15 protein-coding genes are annotated in these 17793 nt (G+C 67.4%); 9 read left to right on the top strand and 6 right to left on the bottom strand.

The annotated features are described in order from the left end of the window. Nucleotide 1 precedes the first annotated feature (1 nt). A complete protein-coding gene (locus LI953_RS05430) occupies nt 2–1072 on the bottom strand; it encodes a glycosyltransferase family 4 protein (RefSeq protein ID WP_227075021.1) in 1071 nt (356 codons plus the stop codon). Nucleotides 1073–1194: 122 nt separating this feature from the next. Here LI953_RS05430 and LI953_RS05425 point away from each other — a divergent pair, with 122 nt between their 5' ends. From LI953_RS05425 to LI953_RS05385, 9 genes are all read left to right on the top strand, one after another. Continuing rightward, on the top strand, nt 1195–2508 hold the full coding sequence (locus LI953_RS05425) for a UDP-glucose/GDP-mannose dehydrogenase family protein (protein WP_227075020.1): 1314 nt from the start codon (nt 1195–1197) through the stop codon (nt 2506–2508). Nucleotides 2509–2543: 35 nt separating this feature from the next. Beyond that, entirely contained in the window at nt 2544–4244 is a 1701-nt protein-coding gene (locus tag LI953_RS05420; protein ID WP_227075019.1) for a class I SAM-dependent methyltransferase, read from the top strand. Continuing rightward, entirely contained in the window at nt 4244–5995 is a 1752-nt protein-coding gene (locus tag LI953_RS05415; RefSeq protein ID WP_227075018.1) for a class I SAM-dependent methyltransferase, read from the top strand. The genes LI953_RS05420 and LI953_RS05415 overlap by 1 nt, the downstream gene beginning before the upstream one ends. Beyond that, nucleotides 5992–7032 carry a rhamnan synthesis F family protein gene (locus tag LI953_RS05410; RefSeq protein WP_227075017.1) on the top strand — a complete coding sequence of 347 codons (1041 nt, stop codon included), beginning with the start codon at nt 5992–5994 and terminating at the stop codon, nt 7030–7032. Before LI953_RS05415 ends, LI953_RS05410 begins: the two co-directional genes overlap by 4 nt. Nucleotides 7033–7088: 56 nt before the next feature. After that, on the top strand, nt 7089–7805 hold the full coding sequence (locus LI953_RS05405; RefSeq protein ID WP_227075016.1) for a lysophospholipid acyltransferase family protein: 717 nt from the start codon (nt 7089–7091) through the stop codon (nt 7803–7805). 115 nt (nt 7806–7920) lie between these two features. Further along, entirely contained in the window at nt 7921–9633 is a 1713-nt protein-coding gene (mnmG, locus tag LI953_RS05400; RefSeq protein WP_227075015.1) for a tRNA uridine-5-carboxymethylaminomethyl(34) synthesis enzyme MnmG, read from the top strand. Then, nucleotides 9630–10202, top strand: coding sequence for a 16S rRNA (guanine(527)-N(7))-methyltransferase RsmG (rsmG, locus tag LI953_RS05395; RefSeq protein WP_227075014.1), 573 nt, complete (start codon nt 9630–9632; stop codon nt 10200–10202). The genes mnmG and rsmG overlap by 4 nt, the downstream gene beginning before the upstream one ends. Continuing rightward, nucleotides 10186–10983, top strand: coding sequence for a ParA family protein (locus LI953_RS05390; protein ID WP_227075013.1), 798 nt, complete (start codon nt 10186–10188; stop codon nt 10981–10983). Before rsmG ends, LI953_RS05390 begins: the two co-directional genes overlap by 17 nt. Beyond that, nucleotides 10980–11852, top strand: a complete 873-nt coding sequence (locus LI953_RS05385) for a ParB/RepB/Spo0J family partition protein (protein ID WP_227075012.1) — start codon at nt 10980–10982, stop codon at nt 11850–11852. The genes LI953_RS05390 and LI953_RS05385 overlap by 4 nt, the downstream gene beginning before the upstream one ends. Nucleotides 11853–11876: 24 nt before the next feature. Here LI953_RS05385 and holA read toward each other — a convergent pair whose 3' ends face one another. The 5 genes from holA to LI953_RS05360 are packed head-to-tail and all read right to left on the bottom strand — an operon-like array spanning nt 11877 to nt 17671. After that, nucleotides 11877–12887, bottom strand: coding sequence for a DNA polymerase III subunit delta (holA, locus tag LI953_RS05380; RefSeq protein ID WP_227075011.1), 1011 nt, complete (start codon nt 12885–12887; stop codon nt 11877–11879). Continuing rightward, on the bottom strand, nt 12884–13399 hold the full coding sequence (lptE, locus tag LI953_RS05375) for an LPS assembly lipoprotein LptE (RefSeq protein WP_227075010.1): 516 nt from the start codon (nt 13397–13399) through the stop codon (nt 12884–12886). Before lptE ends, holA begins: the two co-directional genes overlap by 4 nt. Next, complete coding sequence (gene leuS, locus LI953_RS05370; RefSeq protein WP_227075009.1) at nt 13380–15959, bottom strand: leucine--tRNA ligase; 2580 nt, start codon at nt 15957–15959, stop codon at nt 13380–13382. The genes lptE and leuS overlap by 20 nt, the downstream gene beginning before the upstream one ends. A gap of 44 nt (nt 15960–16003) precedes the next feature. After that, nucleotides 16004–16783 (bottom strand): SDR family oxidoreductase, encoded by a 780-nt coding sequence (locus tag LI953_RS05365; protein ID WP_227075008.1) that lies wholly within the window; start codon nt 16781–16783, stop codon nt 16004–16006. A gap of 12 nt (nt 16784–16795) precedes the next feature. Then, a complete protein-coding gene (locus tag LI953_RS05360) occupies nt 16796–17671 on the bottom strand; it encodes a pyruvate, water dikinase regulatory protein (RefSeq protein WP_227075007.1) in 876 nt (291 codons plus the stop codon). Nucleotides 17672–17793 lie beyond the last annotated feature (122 nt).

Below are 17793 nucleotides of genomic sequence, written 5' to 3'. Positions count from 1 at the left end.
CCTACCACCGCGCCAGCCCGGCGGCGCGGGCGCGGGCGATGACATAGCGCGTCCACCCCAGCTGCACGGCCAGCGGCAGCAGGCCCATCGCCGGGCGGATGGCGGGCGGCGCGGCGAGGAAGCCCAGCGCCGCCAGCCCGCCCAGCCCGGCGAAGCCCCAATGCAGCGCCGCCACCGCCCGCGCATCCAGCCCCGCGCGCCGCGCCACCTGATAGAGATGCCCATTATGCGCGCGCGCCAGATTCTCCCCGGCCAGGGCGCGGCGGATGAGGGTGAAGGCGACATCATAGAGCACGCCGGAGAGCAAAAACGGCACCAGCAGGAAGGAGAGGGGCACACCCTCGAACCGTGTGGCGGCGACGCCGAACAGCGCCAGCATGAAGCCGCAGAACTGGCTGCCGACATCGCCCATGAAGATCCGCCCGGCGGGGAAGTTGTAGGGCAGAAAACCGAGCACCCCGCCCGCCAGCAGCAACGACGCGGTATAGACGAAAAACCCGCCATGCAGCCCGGCAATGCCGGCAAGGAACAGACAGGCGATCAGCGTCACCCCCGCCGCCAGGCCGTTCAGCCCGTCGATGAAATTCATGGCGTTGGTCACGAGGAGCAGGAAACCCATGGTGATGCCCACCCCCACCCAGCCGAAACCGACAACGCCGTAATAGGGCAAAGAGAGGCTCTGCACCCACAGCCCCGAGGCCACCGCCCCGCCGGCCGCCACGATCTGCGCCAGCAGCTTCACGACGAAGGAGAGGTTGAACAGATCGTCGAGCAACGACACCGCCGCCATCAGCGCCGCCGCCGCGATCACCCCGCGGAAATAGGGCTCGGCCAGGCGCGAGACCTGCCCGTAATGATAAAGCAGCAGCACACCGAGCAGAAACGCGGCGACGATGCCGACACCGCCGGATTTGGGCGTGACCTGGCTGTGCGCCTTGCGCGCGTCCGGGCGGTCCGGCACGCCGATGGCGATCATCACCCGCACGATGATGCCCGAAACGATGGCCAACCCGGCCATCAGCGCCAGATGGCGGGGCAGGGCGAGGGCGGCGAGGGCGGCGGGGAGGGTCATGCCCGCGCAACTTGGCGGAAACCGGCGCAAATTAGAAGATGCACACGTTTCCGCGAAAGGGGCTTGCGAAGGCGCAACGGCCACGCCAGAACCGGGGCGTTGCGGATGCGGGAGAGCAGGGCATGAGGATTGCGATTATTGGCGGCGGCTATGTCGGGCTGGTGTCGGGCGCCTGCTTCGCGGAGTTCGGGGTCGCGGTGGCGGTGGTCGAGGCCGATGCCGCCAAGCGGGAGATGCTGCTGCACGGGCAGATCCCCATCTATGAGCCGGGGCTGGACAAGCTGGTGGCCGATAATGTCGCCGCCGGGCGGCTGACCTTTCCGGCCACGCTGGCCGAGGGCATCGCCGGGGCGGAGGCGGTGTTCATCGCCGTCGGCACCCCCACGCGGCGCGGCGATGGCCATGCCGACCTCACCTATGTGTTCGCCGCCGTGGAGCAGGTGCTGCGCGAGCTGGACCATCCGGTGGTGATCGTCACCAAATCCACCGTGCCGGTCGGCACCGGGCGGAAGATCCTGCAAATGGCGCGCGAGCTGCGCCCGGATCTCGGCGTCGAAGTCGCCTCCAACCCCGAATTCCTACGCGAGGGCTCGGCCATTGGCGATTTCATGCGCCCGGACCGCGTGGTGGTCGGCGCCGAGAGCGACATGGCGCGCGACGTGCTGCGCCGGCTCTACCGGCCGCTCAACCTGATCGAGACGCCGATCCTGTTCACCGGCATCGAATCCGCCGAGCTGATCAAATATGCCGCCAACGGCTTCCTGGCGATGAAGATCACCTTCATCAACGAAATGGCCGATTTGTGCGAGAAGGTCGGCGCGGATGTGAACGACATCGCCAAGGGCATCGGGCTGGATGGGCGCATCGGGCGCAAATTCCTGCATGCCGGGCCGGGTTTCGGCGGCTCCTGCTTCCCCAAGGACACACTGGCCCTGATGCGCATCGCCGAGGAGGCGGGGGCGCCATCAAGGCTGATCCAGTCGGTGGTGGCGGTGAACGACGCGCGCAAGGAGGCGATGGCCGCGCGCGTGGTGGCCGCCTGCGGCGGCGATGTGCGGGGCAAGACCATCGCGGTGCTCGGCCTCGCCTTCAAGCCCGAGACCGATGACATGCGCGAGGCGCCGTCGCTGCCGCTGGTCCGCGGGCTGGTCTCGCGCGGGGCGCGCGTGCAGGCCTTCGACCCCGAGGCGATGAACACCGCCAAGGCGCTGCTGCCGGAAGAGGTGGCGCTGACGCCAGACGCCGCCACCGCGCTGACCGGCGCCGACGCGCTGGTGCTGGTGACGGAATGGAACGAGTTCCGCGCCCTGGCGCCGGCCCGGCTGAAGGAATTGATGCGCGGCGATGTCGTGGTCGACCTGCGCAACGCCTTCGACCCGCAGGCCCTGCGCGACGCCGGCTTCGCCTATACCGGCATTGGCCGCCCGAATATTTGAGCCCAGCGCACCGCCCTTTGCGAGGACCCCACGCCGTGAACGCCGTCCACACGCATTACCCCGATTTCGCCAACCCCGAGCTTCTGGAGAAAATCCCGCTCACCGCCAGAACCATCCTCGATGTCGGCTGCGCGCAAGGGGCGCTGGGCGCCGATTATCTGCGCCGCAACCCGAATTGCCGGGTGCTGGGGATCGATCTCGACGAAGTGGCGATCAGCCATGCGCGGCACCGCATCAGCGAGGTATTCTGCGGCGATGTGGAAAAAACCCCGATGCCGTTCGAGGTGCCGGAGGGGATCGACTGCATCATCTATGGCGATGTGCTGGAGCATCTGGCCGACCCCTGGGCACTGCTGGCCGAACACGCGAAATATCTCTCGCCCGAAGGTACGGTGCTGGTCTGCATGCCCAATGTCGAGCATTGGAGCTTCGCCGCGCGGCTGCTCACCGGCGCGTTTGATTACGAGGAGCAGGGGCTGTTTGACCGCACGCATCTGCGCTGGTTCACCCCGCGCACCATGGCGCGCGCGCTGAGCGAGGCCGGGTTGCAGCTCTCCGACCTCTCGCCTCGGCCCTTCGCCAGAGAACCGGCGGAGCAATTCGCCGCCGCGCTGGCCCCGGCACTGCAAACCCTGGGCGTGGAGCCTCAGGAATATCTCAACCGCGCCGGGCCGCTGCAATTCATCTGGCGCGCGCGCAAATCGGCGCCCGAGCGGCTGGAGCTGGACGCCACCATGCTGGCGCCGCAAGGCGGTGTCTCCGATGTGCGGGTGCTGGAGCCGGTGCGCGCGCTGCGCACCGACAGCGCGCTGTTTGGCGTGATCATGGACGAAGCGCAGATGCGCCCCGCGCTGCCGGACACGCCGCGCATCGCCGTGCTGCACCGCCCGCTGCTCACCGGCGCCAACGGGCTCGCCCGCGTGCGCGCGCTGCTCGAAAAAGGCTATGTCGTGATCAGCGAGTTTGACGATCATCCGATGTTCCTGGAGGAGCGCGGGGTGAATTTGAACGAGCTACTCACCTTCCGCGGCGTGCATGCGGTGCAGACCAGCACGCGCCCGCTAGGCGAGGCGCTGCGCGCGCAAAATCCGGAAGTGGCGGTGTTCCCCAACGGCATCTTCGAACTGCCGCAGCCGCGCAACTTCCAAAACCCTGAGCAAATGACCCTGTTTTTCGGCGCGCTCAACCGGCAGGCGGATTGGGCGCCGCTGATCGGCGCGATCAACGACGTGGCGCGCGCGGTGGGCGAGCGGCTGAAATTCCAGGTGTTGTACGACGAGGCGTTCTTCAACGCGCTGGAAACGCCGCATAAGAGCTTCGCGCCGATGGCCGATTATGCCGGCTATATGAAGATGCTGGGCGAGGCGGAAATCTCGTTCATGCCACTCGCCGACACCGAATTCAACCGCGCCAAATCGGATCTGAAATTCATCGAGGCCGCCGCCGCGCGGGTGGCGGCGCTGGCCAGCCCGGTGGTGTATGCGGGCAGCATCGAGGACGGCAAAACCGGCCTGCTGTTTGAAAATCCGCTGCAATTGCGGGCCGGTTTGCTGCGCCTGCTGGCCTACCCCGAGGCAACGAAGCGCATGGCCGAGGCGGCGCACGCCCATGCCGCCAGCAAACGGATGCTGGCCTATCAGGTGGAGGCACGCGGCGCGTGGTACCGCAGCCTGTGGGCGCGGCGCGACGAGCTGAACGCGGCGCTGCGCCAGCGCGTGCCGGAACTCTTCGCATAATGCCGCCATCCGGCAAAATCCGCATCGCCGCGCAGATCGAGATCGAGTGGCTGCACGGGCGCACCGCGCAAGCCACCTGCCCGAATTGCGGTTTTGCCGGCGAGATGGCGCAAATCCTCACGGTGGATGACGATCTGGAGGGCGAGAACCGGCACAAGACGCTGATGATCTGCCCGCGATGCAGCGTGCGCACCGTGGACGATCTGCAAATCGCCGAGTACGAATCCGAAAAAGCCATCCGGCTCGGATGGCATCACTACCAGGCGCAGATCGGCGCCGGCATCTGGCCAATCACCGCGCCGCTGGCGCGCGTCGTCAAGCCGGCGGGGGCGCGCGTGCTGGAGATTGGCGGCGCCTACGGGTTCGGGCTGGATTTCTGCATCCATGCGCGCGGCTGGCGGGGCGAGGGGTTCGATCCTTCCCCCCTGGCCGCGCATGGCGCCCGCGCATTGGGGCTGAACATACGGCAAAGCTATCTCACCGCCGATCATCTCGGCGCCGGGCCGTGGGATGTGGCCATCGCCACCGAAGTGATCGAACATCTGGCCGACCCGCCAGCCTTTCTGCGGCTGATGCGCGCGGCGCTGGCCACGGACGGCATTCTGGTTTTGACCACACCGGATGCGGAATGGATCACGCCAGAGCTGGGCGCGGGCGATTTGGTCGCGCTGCTGGCGCCGGACGCGCATCTGATCTTGCAGACATGGCAGAGCCTGGAGCATGCGCTGCGCGCAGCCGGGTTCACGCATGTGGCGCTGCGGCGCGACGGAATGACGCTGATCGCCTATGCCTCGGCCGCGCCCTTTGCCCTGAACGAGGATTTCGCCGCCGCACACGGCCTCTACCGGCACTATCTGGCTGAGCGCGGGCAGGGGGCCGAGCCGGGCAGCGACGCGCAGCTCGGCTTCGCCGGGCGCGCCTTGTTCGAGGCCGTGAACGCCGCCGATTGGGCCACCGCCGAGGCCGCCTGGGCGGCCTTCCGGGCCGGGGTACGGGCGCGTTACGGCTACGACCCCGAAGCGCTGCTGGACGCCCTGCCGCCGGGCTGTGCCGATGCCAGCCTGGTCGAGCTGGGGCAGCGCATGCCACTGGGGCTGGGGGTGATTTTCTACAGCCGGGCCATGCAGCGCCTGGGCCAGGGCGAGGGCAGGGCGCCGCTGCGGCCGCTCTTCGCGCTCGCGCTCACGGCCCTGACGGCGCTGCAAAACGCGCTGGCCAAACGCTCGCTGGGCGACGGGCTGGCCGGGAATATCGCCGATCTCGCCGCGCTGGAGCTGCTGCTCTGCGCCGCCGAGGCCGGAGAGCCGGAAAGCGTTGACGCGCTCTGCGCGCGGGGCGATGTGGCGGCGGGCTGGCGGGGCTTCGTGGCGCTGGTCAATGCCGGGGCCTATGCGCAGGCCGCGCGCCTGCAACAAGCCCTGCTGGGCGAGACGCCCGGCGATACCTTGCCCGCCGGGCTGCGGCGCGATGCGCTCTTCGCCGCCGCCATGCTGCATCTGGCCGAGGAAAACTGGCTGCTCAGCGCGGCCGGCTTCGCCAAGCTGCGCGATGGGCTGTGCCGCGCCAACCCGCCCGGTGCCGCGCCGGAACCGCTATTCTGGCCAAGCTTGCGCGGCGAGGTGGTGGCGCTGCACCGGCTGGAACGCTACGAGGAGGCCAGCCTGCTGCTGCGGGACTGCATCGCCGCCTATCCCGGCGCGCCCGATGATTTGCGCCAGCAGATTGACCCCATTGAGACGCTAACCCCATGATCAAAGACAAGCTCCTGCGCCTGCGCTCGCTGCTGAAATGGACCCTGCTGGTGCCGCTCGCCCGCGTGGTGGCGCGGCGGCGCGGTCCGCGCCAGATCATCTTCGCCGCGCCGCCAGGGCAGATCGCGCTGGGGCCGAAAGTGGCGCTGTTCATGCATTTCGACGGGCGCGGGCTGATCCGCGAGCAGGTCCTGCATTATATCCGCGAACTCAAGGCGGCAGGACGCGATGTGGTGTTCGTCACCAATTCCGGCCAACTCCAACCCGCCGCGCTGCGGGCGGCGCAGGCGCTGTGCAGCGCCGTGATCGTGCGCAAGAATATCGGCTATGATTTCGGGGCCTGGCGCGACGCGCTGGAGCATCTCGGCCTGCCGCGCGCGGAGACGGAGGAAGTGATCCTCGCCAATGACAGCGTGTTCGGCCCGATCCTGCCGCTGGCGGACACGCTGCGGCGGATCGACTACAGCAAGGCTGATATCTGGGGCCTCACGGAAAGCTGGCAGGTACGCTACCATCTGCAATCCTTCTTCCTCGCCTTTGGCCCTGCCGCGCTGCGCGCCGAGGCGTTCCGCGCGTTCTGGGCGCAGGTGATGCCGGTGCCGATGAAAACCTATATCGTGCGCGAATATGAGGTCGGCATCACCCAGGCGATGACCGCGGGCGGGCTGCGCTGCGCCGCCGTGTGGCGGTATGACGAGCTGGTGCGCATGGTCGGCCGCGGCGAGATCGACAAGCTGGTCGAGGAGGAGGAGACCGATCTCGGCAAGGCGGACCCGATTCATATCACCCGCAAGATCCAGGTGCTGCGCATCCGCGACGGCGTGGCGCGGCGCGTGGCGCTGAACCCGACTTCCGACCTGTGGCGTCAGCTTTTGCTCGCCGGCTTTCCCTTCATTAAGCGCGAATTGCTGCGCGACAACCCGACCCGCGTGGAAGACGTGGGCGACTGGGTGGAGGTTGTGCGCGACCAGCTCGGCGCCGATCCAGGGCCGATCCTGCAAGATCTGCGGCTGATGCTGAAAGGCGGCGCACCCTGATCCGGCTGATCTACCGCCTGACGCTGTTCGCGCTGTGGACGGCGTTTTCCATCCCGGTGCAGGCCGTGCTGCTGGCGCTGCCGGTGCGTGGCAAGGAGCGCTTCGCCCGCGCGTATTGGCGCGGCGTGGCCTGGATCATCGGGCTGCGCCTGCGCGTGCTGGGCGAAATTTCCACCGCGCGCCCCGTGCTGTTCGCCGCCAATCATTGGTCATGGGTCGATATCATCGCCCTCGGCGCGGTGCTGCCGGGCTGTTTCGTGGCCAAGGGCGAGGTTGGCTCCTGGCCGGGGATCGGGCTGATCGCCAAGCTGGGGCGGACGATCTTTGTCTCTCGCGGGCGCGACACGCTGGCCCGCGAGCAGCAGGATATGGCCGCGCGGATGACGGCGGGGGATAATGTCATCCTGTTCCCCGAGGGCACATCCTCCGATGGCAACCGCGTGCTACCCTTCGCCGCCGCGTTTTTCTCGCTGGCCTTCACCCCGGCCGCGCCCTGGGTGCAGCCGGTGACGATCGTCTATGACCAACTCGAAGGCCTGCCCGTGCGCCGGGCCGACCGCGCCGGGATCGCCTGGTTCGGCGACATGGACCTCGCCCCGCATGCCGGACAATTGCTGCGCCGGCGCAGCCTGCGCGCCACCATCTGGCTCGACCCCGCCATTCCACCCGGAACCTATAAGAGCCGCAAGAGCCTCAGCGACGCGCTCTATGCGCGCATCGCGGCCAATGCGGCGGCATTGCGCCAGAATCGCCCCCCGGCGGACGAGATTTAAGGGATATTTTTCAAAAACTTAGTGCAACATCGCCGTCCATCTGCTCCACGTGGAGCGGCCCAGCCCCCGATTCAGCGCTTGGCGTTTGCCGCCAAGACCCGCTAATACCCCGGCCATGCACTATGATGTCATCGTCATTGGCGGCGGACATGCCGGCACCGAGGCCGCCGCCGCCGCCGCCCGCTATGGCGCCGCCACGCTGCTCGTCACCCACCGGGCCGACCGGCTGGGCGAAATGTCCTGCAACCCGGCCATTGGCGGCATCGGCAAGGGGCATCTGGTGCGCGAGATCGACGCGCTGGACGGGCTGATGGGCAAGGCGGCCGACGCCGCCTGCATCCATTTCAAGCTGCTCAACCGCACCAAGGGCCCGGCGGTGCGCGGCCCGCGCGCCCAGGCCGACCGCAAGCTCTACCGCCAGGCCATCCAGGCGCTGCTGGCCGCGCAGCCCAACCTCACCATTCTGGAAGCCGAAGCCGCCGGGCTGCTGCAGGATGCGCATGGGCGTCTGCGCGGCGTCACCCTGGCCGATGGCCGCGAGATTTCCTGCGCCGCGGCGGTGCTGACCACCGGCACCTTCCTCAACGGCGTGCTACATTTCGGCGCCGAGATGGTGCGCGGCGGGCGGATCGACGACGCCCCCTCGACCCATCTGGCCGAAGCGCTGAAACGGCTCAACCTGCCGCTCGGCCGGTTGAAGACCGGCACCCCGGCCCGGCTCAACCGCACCAGCATCGACTGGGAGCATTTGCCCGAGGACAAGGGCGAGGACCCGCCGGAGCCGTTCTCGGCGTTGACCGCGGCGGTGACCAACCCGCAAATCTCCTGCCGCATCACCAAGACCACCGAGCGCACACACGAGATCATCCGCGCCAATATTCATAAATCCGCTGTCTATGGCGGCAACATCGCCGGGCGCGGGCCGCGCTATTGCCCCTCGATCGAGGACAAGGTGGTGCGCTTTGCTGAAAAGCCGGGGCATCAGATCTTCCTGGAACCCGAAGGGCTGGATGATGATACCGTGTATCCCAACGGCATCTCCACCTCGCTGCCGCCGGATGTGCAGCTGGAGTTGATCCGCTCCATCCCCGGGCTGGACCACGCGGTCATCCTGCGCCCCGGCTATGCGGTGGAGTATGACTATATCGACCCGCGCGCCCTGGACCATGCCTTGCAAGTAAAGGCGCTGCCGGGGCTGTTCCTGGCCGGGCAGATCAACGGCACCACCGGCTATGAGGAAGCCGGCGCGCAGGGGCTGATGGCCGGGCTGAATGCCGCGCGCCTGGCGGGCAATGCCGGCATGGCCGTGCTCAGCCGCGCCCAGGCTTATATTGGGGTAATGATCGACGATCTGGTGACGCAGGGCGTGACCGAGCCTTACCGCATGTTCACCTCGCGCGCCGAATACCGCCTGCAATTGCGCGCCGACAATGCCGAGCTGCGGCTCACACCGCTGGGCCTGGGCTGGGGCTGCGTGGGGGCGGCGCGCGAAACCGCCTTCGCCGCGCTACGCGCCGAGATCGCGGGTTTCAACGGTAAGCCGGAGGGCGAGAGCCGCGCCGCCAACATCCTGCGCGCCGATCTGCATTATGCCGGCTATCTTGCCCGCCAGGAGGCTGAAATCAAAGCCCGTGAGCGCGACGAGGCGGTGCTGATCCCGGTGGATTTCGACTTCGCGCAAGTGGGCGGATTATCGGCCGAGCTGCGCGAGAAGCTGGAGCGGGTGCGCCCGCGCAACTTGGCCGCCGCCGGGCGGATCGAGGCCATGACACCGGCGGCGCTGGGCGCGCTGTTCGGCGCGTTGAAAAAGGGGCGCCGGGCGGCATGAACGAGGACAAGCTGCGCCAATTCGCCGCGCTGGTGGAAAAATGGTCGCCCAAGATCAACCTGGTGAGCAAGGCCGACCTGCCGCATCTATGGGAGCGGCATGTGCAGGATTCGCTGCGGCTGGTCCCCTATATCCCCGCCGGGACGGCCCGCGCCATCGATCTCGGCTCCGGGGCCGGGTTTCCCGGCATGGTGCTGGCCATCGCCACCGGTATCCCGTTTGATCTGGTCGAAGCCGACACCCGCAAGGCCGCCTTTCTGCGCGAGGCGGCGCGCATCACCGGCGCGCCCGCGAAAATTCACAATACCCGCATCGAGGCGACAAACCTCATCCCGGCCCCGCTGATCACCGCCAGAGCCTTGGCCCCGCTGGATAAATTGCTCGGGCTGGCGGCCCCGCTGCTGGCCCCGGACGGGGTTTGCCTGTTCCCCAAGGGGCGCGGCTGGGAGGCCGAATTGACCGCCGCCAAGGCGCTCTGGCACATGCAGGCCGAGCGCATCGCCGCCCCGGGCTGGGGTGACAGCTGCATTCTGAAAGTGAGCCAGATCCGCCATGCCGCCCAAGCTTAAGCGCCCGCGCATCGTCGCCATCGCCAACCAGAAAGGCGGCGTCGGCAAGACCACCACGGCCATCAACCTCGCCGCCGCGCTCGCCGTCGGCGGCAAAAAAGTGCTGCTGGTGGATATCGACCCGCAAGGCAATGCCAGCACCGGGCTGGGCATCGACGCCGCCAACCGCAAGGGCGGCACCTATGGGCTGCTGGCGGGCGAGGCGAATCTGGCCGAAAGCACACTGCCGACAGCGGTTGAAAACCTCACCATCGCGCCCTCGGTGGCGGATCTGATCGGCGTGGACCTCGAATTCGGCGGCACGGAACGGCGCGAATTCATGCTCCGCGACGCCCTGCGCGAACAGGCCCAGGCGGATGTCGTGTTCATCGATTGCCCACCCGGCCTGGGGCTACTCACCCTCAACGGGCTGGTGGCGGCGGATGCCGTGCTGATCCCGCTCCAGGCGGAATTCTTCGCGCTGGAGGGCATCTCGCAGATCATGCGCACGGTGGACATGGTCAAGCGCAACCTGAACCCGGCGCTGGAGGTGGAAGGCATCGTGCTGACCATGACCGACCGGCGCAATAACCTCTCCGAACAAGTGACCAACGACGTACGCGCCTTCTTCAAGCAGCTGGTGTTCGACACGGTGATCCCGCGCAATATCCGCGTCACCGAGGCCCCTAGCCACGGCATTCCAGTCCTGCTTTATGATTTCCGCTCCGTCGGGGCGCAATCTTATCTGGCCCTGGCGGCCGAATTCATGAAGCGGGCAAGGGCAAAGAAGGTGCTGACATGAGCGCGAAGGAACAGCCGAAACGTTTGGGCCGCGGGTTAGCGGCGCTGCTGGGCGATGCAGCGGCGCCCGGCGTGAGCGCGCCCGGCGTGCAGCATCTGCCGGTGGAGATGCTGGAGCCGGGGCCGTTTCAGCCGCGCCAGACGATGCAGGACGACGCCTTGCAGGAGCTGGCCGATTCCGTGGCCCAGCGCGGCATTTTGCAGCCTTTGCTGGTGCGCCCGCACCCGAAAAAGGCCGAGCAATACCAGATCATCGCCGGTGAGCGCCGCTGGCGGGCCGCCCAGCGCGCCAAGCTGCACGAGGTGCCGGTGCTGGTGAAGCCGCTCTCGGATGCCGAGGCCATGGCCGCCGGGCTGGTGGAAAATTTGCAGCGTGAGGATTTGAACGCGGTCGAGGAAGCCGAGGGTTATCGCCGCCTGGTCAGCGAGTTCAACCTCAGCCAGGACAAGCTGGGCGAAGCGGTCGGCAAGTCGCGCTCGCATATCGGCAACATTATGCGCATCCTGGAGCTGCCCCAGGCCGCACTGGCGCTGGTGCGCGAGGGCAAGCTGACCGCTGGGCACGCCAAGGCGCTGCTCGGCCATCCGGACCCGGCGAAAGCCGCGCGCGAGGTGCTGAAAAAAGGCCTGAATGTGCGCCAAACCGAGGCGCTGGTGCAGGCCGCCAGCCGCGCGGCGAAGGCGGGCGCAGAGCCCAAGGCGAAGAGCAGCGCCCATGCCGATTCCGACATCGCCGCCCTGGCCGAGAGCCTGACCGAACGGCTCGGGTTGCGGGTGGATATCAAATATACCGGCAAGGGCGGGCAGCTGGTGCTGAATTACGCCAATCTGGACCAATTGGACTCGCTGCTGGCCCTGCTCAACGGCTGAACGCTCCACGTGGAGCGGCGCCATTCAGCGCCGCGCCACGCTCCGGGCGCGTGAGGCCAGGGCCAGCAAAGTCTGCCGGCAATAGGCTTGGTCGGGGATATGCGTGGTCTTGCACGCCGCCTCCGCCGCCAGCGCCGCCGCGATCGCCTGCTCCAGCGCGGGCAGCGGCCAAAGCCGCAGCATCTTGGTCACCACCGGCTGGCGCTTGAAGAACACCGGCGGGCGCATCCCGGCCATGGCCTCCTGCGTCGAGGCGCCCTCCGCCACGGCTCCGGCGGCCACGCGCAGGCGCAGCAACTCACCCAGCAACACGCGGATCAACCCGACCGGCGACACGCCTTCCTCGTAGGCCAGGCTCAGCGCCTTGTCGGTGGCCGCCACATCGCCGGTCAGCGCCGCGTCGATGGCATCGCCCATCGAGGTATCGCCGCCATCGGTGAGCGCGGCGGCGACATCCGCGAGGCTCAGCGCCTTGCTCTCCCCGGCATAGAGATACAGCACCTCCAGCGCCTGGCCGAGCGGGCCTTCCTCGCCCGAGAGATTCTGCCCAGCCCAGGCGGCGGCGTCCTGGTCGATGCTCACCCCCATGCCGCGCAACCGGGCGGTGACAACTTGCGGCAATTTCGCCGGGTCGATCGCATAACAGGCGATGGCCGCAATGTCGGGCGATTTCTCGGCCAGGGCGCGTAGCTTGGATTTCGGTGTCAACTCCCCCGCTTCCAAAATCACCAGCGCTTCTGGCGGGTGTTTCAGCAGCGTTTCCAAGGGCTTGGCCAGGGCCTCATGCGCCTCGCGCACGCGCACCACGCGCCGCCCGCCGGTCAGCGCGGCGGCGGAAGCCTCAGCCAGCAGCGTATCCGGCGGCGGGTTGCTCAGCTCGGCGAAGCGGAACGGATCATTCAGCGCCCCCGGCACCGCCCGCGCCAGCGCCAGCCCGCGCTCGGCAACCAGCCCCGCATCCGGGCCGTGCAGCAGCACAATCGGGGCCGTCGGCGCTTTCAGAAAGGCGTCGATACGGCCGGCATCGAGCTTCATGCGTTGGGGTGGGCGCGGAACCAGGCGGCGATCTGCGCGGTAATCTCGCCCGCCACCTGATCGGCCAGTTGCTTGTTCACCGTGTCGCTTTCCAGCGTCAGCGCGAAATATTGCTGGTCGACCACGTTTTCCGCATTCATCGCGGTAGCGGTGCCGCTGAGCAGCGCCTGCCCCGGATTGCCGATCGGCGTCAGGCTCCATTGCGCGGTGGCGGTGAGCCGGTTGCGGGTGGTGGCGGTATCCTGCAACACGCCGATGCCGGAGGTGGCCACGGTATAGGTGACCTTCAGCTCATACAGCTCACTCACCGGCGCGCCCGCGGTGTGAAGCTGCGTCTCCAGGCTTTGCCGCAGGAGCTGGCCGGTGCGCTCGGGGATATTCGCCACCGCCACCTCGTCGAGCTGGGCGCTGGCAGCCACCCCTTGCGGCCCGCCATAAAGCGGCGTGAAGCCGCAGGCGGAGAGGCCGAGCAGGGCGGCGAGAGCGGCGGGCTTAAGCAGGTTTGACGACAAAGTTCACGATCCTGTCCGGCACGTGGATTTGCTTGACAATGGTCTGCCCGGCCAGCGCTGTCGAGACCGCAGCGGCGGCGGCGGCGATATTTTGCTCCCCCGCCTGGCCCGCGGGCACGGTGATGGTGCCGCGCAGCTTGCCGTTCACCTGCACCGCAATGGTCACCTCATCCACGGTGAGCAGCGCCGGGTCGGCCTTCGGCCAGGGCTGCTGCGCCACCAGCCCGGCGCCTGGGTGCAGGCGGGCGAAAATCTCCTCGCCCAGATGCGGCATCATCGGCGCCACCAGCCGGGCGATGATATCCATCGCCACGCGCCGCGCATAAAGCAGGGCCGGATCTTCCGGTGTGGTGCCGGCGAGGTTGCCGGCGAGTTCATAAATCCGCGCCACGGCGAGGTTGAAGGCGAAGGTGTCCAGCGCCTCGGTCACCGCGGCGATGGCCTTGTGCGTCTGCTTCAGCAGCTTCTTCGCCTCGCCCTCCAGCGCCGCCGGGGCATCCACCATCGGCTCCGCCGCGATCAGCGCGCCCAGCCGCGCCAGGCGCTGCACGAAGCGGAACGAGCCCTGCACGCCGGTCTCGGTCCATTCCACATCGCGCTCGGGCGGATTGTCGGAAAGCACAAACCAGCGCGCCGTGTCGGCACCAAAACGTTCAACGATCACACCCGGATCGACCGTATTCCGTTTCGATTTCGACATTTTCTCGACGCGCCCGACCGTGACCGGCAGGCCGGTATCGCGATGCGTGGCGCCGTCGGCGGTCTTGATCACCTGATCGGGATAGAGCCAGTTTCCACCTGCATCCTTGTAGGATTCATGCGTCACCATGCCCTGCGTGAACAGCCCGGCGAATGGTTCCTTCACCGTAACGTGTCCGGTGCGCTCCATGGCGCGGGTAAAGAACCGCGCATAAAGCAGATGCAAAATCGCATGCTCGATGCCGCCGACATATTGATCCACCGGCAGCCAGTGCTTCACCGCGTCCAGCCCGGTCGGCGTGGCCGCGCGCGGCGCGCAGAAGCGGGCGAAATACCACGAGGAATCGATGAAGGTGTCGAAGGTGTCAGTCTCGCGCTGGGCCGCTTCGCCGCATTTCGGGCAGGCCACATGCCGCCAGCTCGGGTGATGGTCGAGCGGGTTGCCCGGCTTGTCGAAGCTGACATCCTTGGGCAGCGCCACCGGCAACTGGGCCTCGGGCACGGGCTGCGGGCCGCAGGCCTCGCAATGGATCACCGGGATCGGGCAGCCCCAATAGCGCTGGCGGGAAATCCCCCAGTCGCGCAGGCGCCAATTCGTCACCGCCTTGCCCGCGCCAATCGCCTCCAGCTCGGCGATCGCCTTTTCCTTCGCCTCCTTGGTGCGCAGGCCGGAGAGGAAGCCGGAATTGACGATATAGCCCTCGCCATCCAGCGCCTTGCCGGGCAGTTCGGGCGCTTCGTCCGGGCTGGGCGACACCACCACGGGGATCGGCAGATCATATTTGCTGGCGAATTCATAATCGCGCTGGTCGCCGCAGGGGCAGCCGAAAATCGCCCCGGTGCCGTATTCCATCAGCACGAAATTGGCGATCCAGACCGGGTATTCCTGCCCGTTGAACGGGTTGATGACCGTGAGCCCGGTGGCGAAGCCTTTTTTCTCCGCCGCCTCGATCACCGCCTCCGACGTCCCCTGGCTGGCGCATTCCGCCACGAAGGCCGCCGCCTGCGGGTTGGCGGCGGCCACCGCCTTGGCGATCGGGTGCTCCGGCGCGATGGCCAGAAACGACATGCCGAACAGCGTGTCCGGCCGGGTGGTGTAAACGGTCACGCTCTCAATGCCGTCCACCGGCGCGGCGAGGGGGAAGGTGACATCCGCGCCCTGGCTGAAGCCGATCCAGTTTTCCTGCATCAGCTTCACGCGCTCGGGCCAGCGCTCCAGCGTCTTCAGCCCGTCGAGTAATTCCGGCGCGAAATCGGTGATGCGCAGGAACCATTGCGAGAGCTTCTTCTTCTCCACAATGGCGCCCGAGCGCCAGCCGCGCCCATCGATGACCTGTTCATTGGCCAGCACGGTCATGTCCACCGGGTCCCAGTTCACATAACCGGCGCGGCGCTCCACCAGCCCGGCCTTCCAGAAATCCAGGAAGATTTTCTGCTGCTGGCCGTAATATTCGGGGTCGCAGGTGGCGATCTCGCGGTCCCAATCCAGTGAGAAGCCCATGCGCTTCAGCTCGGCGCGCATATTGGCGATGTTGGCGTAGGTCCAGCTCGCCGGATCGGCGTTATTCTCGCGCGCGGCGTTTTCGGCGGGCAGGCCGAACGCGTCCCAGCCCATCGGGTGCAGCACATCGAAGCCCTGGGCGCGCTTGTAGCGGGCCACCACGTCGCCCAGCGTGTAGTTACGCACATGGCCCATGTGGATCTTCCCCGACGGGTAGGGGAACATCTCCAGCACATAATATTTGGGCTTGCCCCCGGCGGGCACATCTTCCGCCTTGAAGCAGCCGGCCTTCTCCCATTCGCCCTGCCAATGGGGCTCGGAGGTGGAAAAATCGTAGCGTGAGGTTTCGGTGTCGGACATGGCCCCGTCTTTAGTCTTGCGCCCAGGCCGCGCCAAGGGGCGGGCTAGATGGTTGAATTGAACTCGCCGCCATCGAGCAAAATGTTCTGGCCGACGATGAACCCGGCATGGGCCGAGCAGAGAAAGGCGCAGACCGCGCCGAATTCCGCCGGGTTACCCACGCGCCGCGCCGGAATCCGCGCCGCCCAGGCCGCCATGCCGCGCTCGGCGGCGGCGTTGTCGATAGCGCCGCCCGGCGAGAGGTTGCGCCGCAGCCGCCCGGTGTCGAACGGGCCGGGCAGCATGTTGTTGATGACGACGTTGGCCCAGGCGACCTCACGCGACAGCCCGGCGACAAAGCCGGTCAGCCCGGTGCGGGCCGTGTTGGAGAGGGCCAGCCCCGGCATCGGCGCCTTCACCGCGGCCGAGGTGATGTTGACGATGCGCCCGAAGCGGCGCGCGGCCATGCCATCCACCACGGCGCGCATCATGGCGATGGGGGTGAGCATGTTGGCGTTCAGCGCCGCCTGCCATTGCGCTTCAGTAAACTCGCGGAAATCGCCCGCCGGCGGACCGCCGGCATTATTAATGAGAATATCCGGCGCCGGACAAACCGCGAAAGCCGCCGCGCGCCCGGCTTCCGTGGTGATGTCACCCGCCGCGGCGGCGATCTCGGCCCCGGTCTCCGCCCGCAACCGCGCCGCCGCCCGCTCCAGCGCCGCCGCGTCACGCCCAGTGATCGTCACCGCCGCGCCCTCGCGCGCGAGCGCTTCGGCGCAGGCATAACCCAGCCCGGCGCTCGCGGCGCAGACCAGAGCGCGGCGCCCGTTCAAGCCCAAATCCATCGCCCGCTCCTCTCAGCCCGCGTCATCCGCCGCTGGCGGTTTTTCGCGCTTGGCGTGCCAATTATCCATCAGCTTCAGCACGGTCGCCGATGTCTCCTCGATGGAGCGGCGGGTCACGTCGATGGTCGGCCAGCCGCGCGCATTGCACAGCCGCCGCGCCCAGAGCAGCTCTTTTTCCACCGCCTCGTAATCCACGTAATCGCTCTTATCGGCGCGGGCGAACCCGGCCTCGGCCCCGCCGCCGATGAGTTGCAGCCGGTGCCGGCGGATGTCGATCAGCGATTTCGGGTCGATGGTCAGGCCGATCACCGGGCAGGGCGGGTCATTCATCAGCGCCTCCGGCGGCTCGATGCCCGGCACCAGCGGCACGTTGAGCGCCTTGATGCCGCGATTGGCGAGATAGAAGCAGGTCGGCGTCTTCGACGAGCGCGACACTCCCACCAGCACGACATCGGCGTCGGAAATGCCGCGATTAGCCTGTCCGTCATCATGGCTGATGACATAATGCATGGCATCGATGCGTCGGAAATAATCGGCGTCCAGCACATATTGGCGGCCGGGCTTGTGCCGGGCCGGGGCGCCGAACTGCGCCTGCAACATCTCCAGCACCGGGTCGAGCACATGCAACAGCGGCACGCCCATGCGCGCGCAGGCTGAATCCAGCTCATGGCGCAGCGCCTGGTCGACCAGTGAGCACAGCACCGGGCCGGGCTCGGCCTGAATGCCCTCCAGTACCCGGTGCAATTGCAGGCGCGAGCGGATCAGCGACCAACGGTGATACGTCACCAGCGCTTCATCGAACTGCGCCACGGCGGCCCGCCCCAGGGAGTTCAAAGTATCCCCAGTGGCGTCGGATATCAGGTGTATATTGAGCTTATCGCTGTCCATAACTGTGTTAATAGCGTGGATTATTTGCCCCGACCTCCCCCTTTTTGCGAAAGCCGGGGATAAAAATGCGAAATCGTGAACATGGGATAAAACCGGCCCAACTTGTTCTAGGCCTGTGAATA

Source organism: Acidocella sp. KAb 2-4, from assembly GCF_020567705.1.
Classification (GTDB): Bacteria; Pseudomonadota; Alphaproteobacteria; order Acetobacterales; family Acetobacteraceae; genus Acidocella.
The sequence above is the reverse complement of the archived record's forward strand: the minus strand, read 5'-3'. Positions and strand labels throughout refer to the sequence as shown.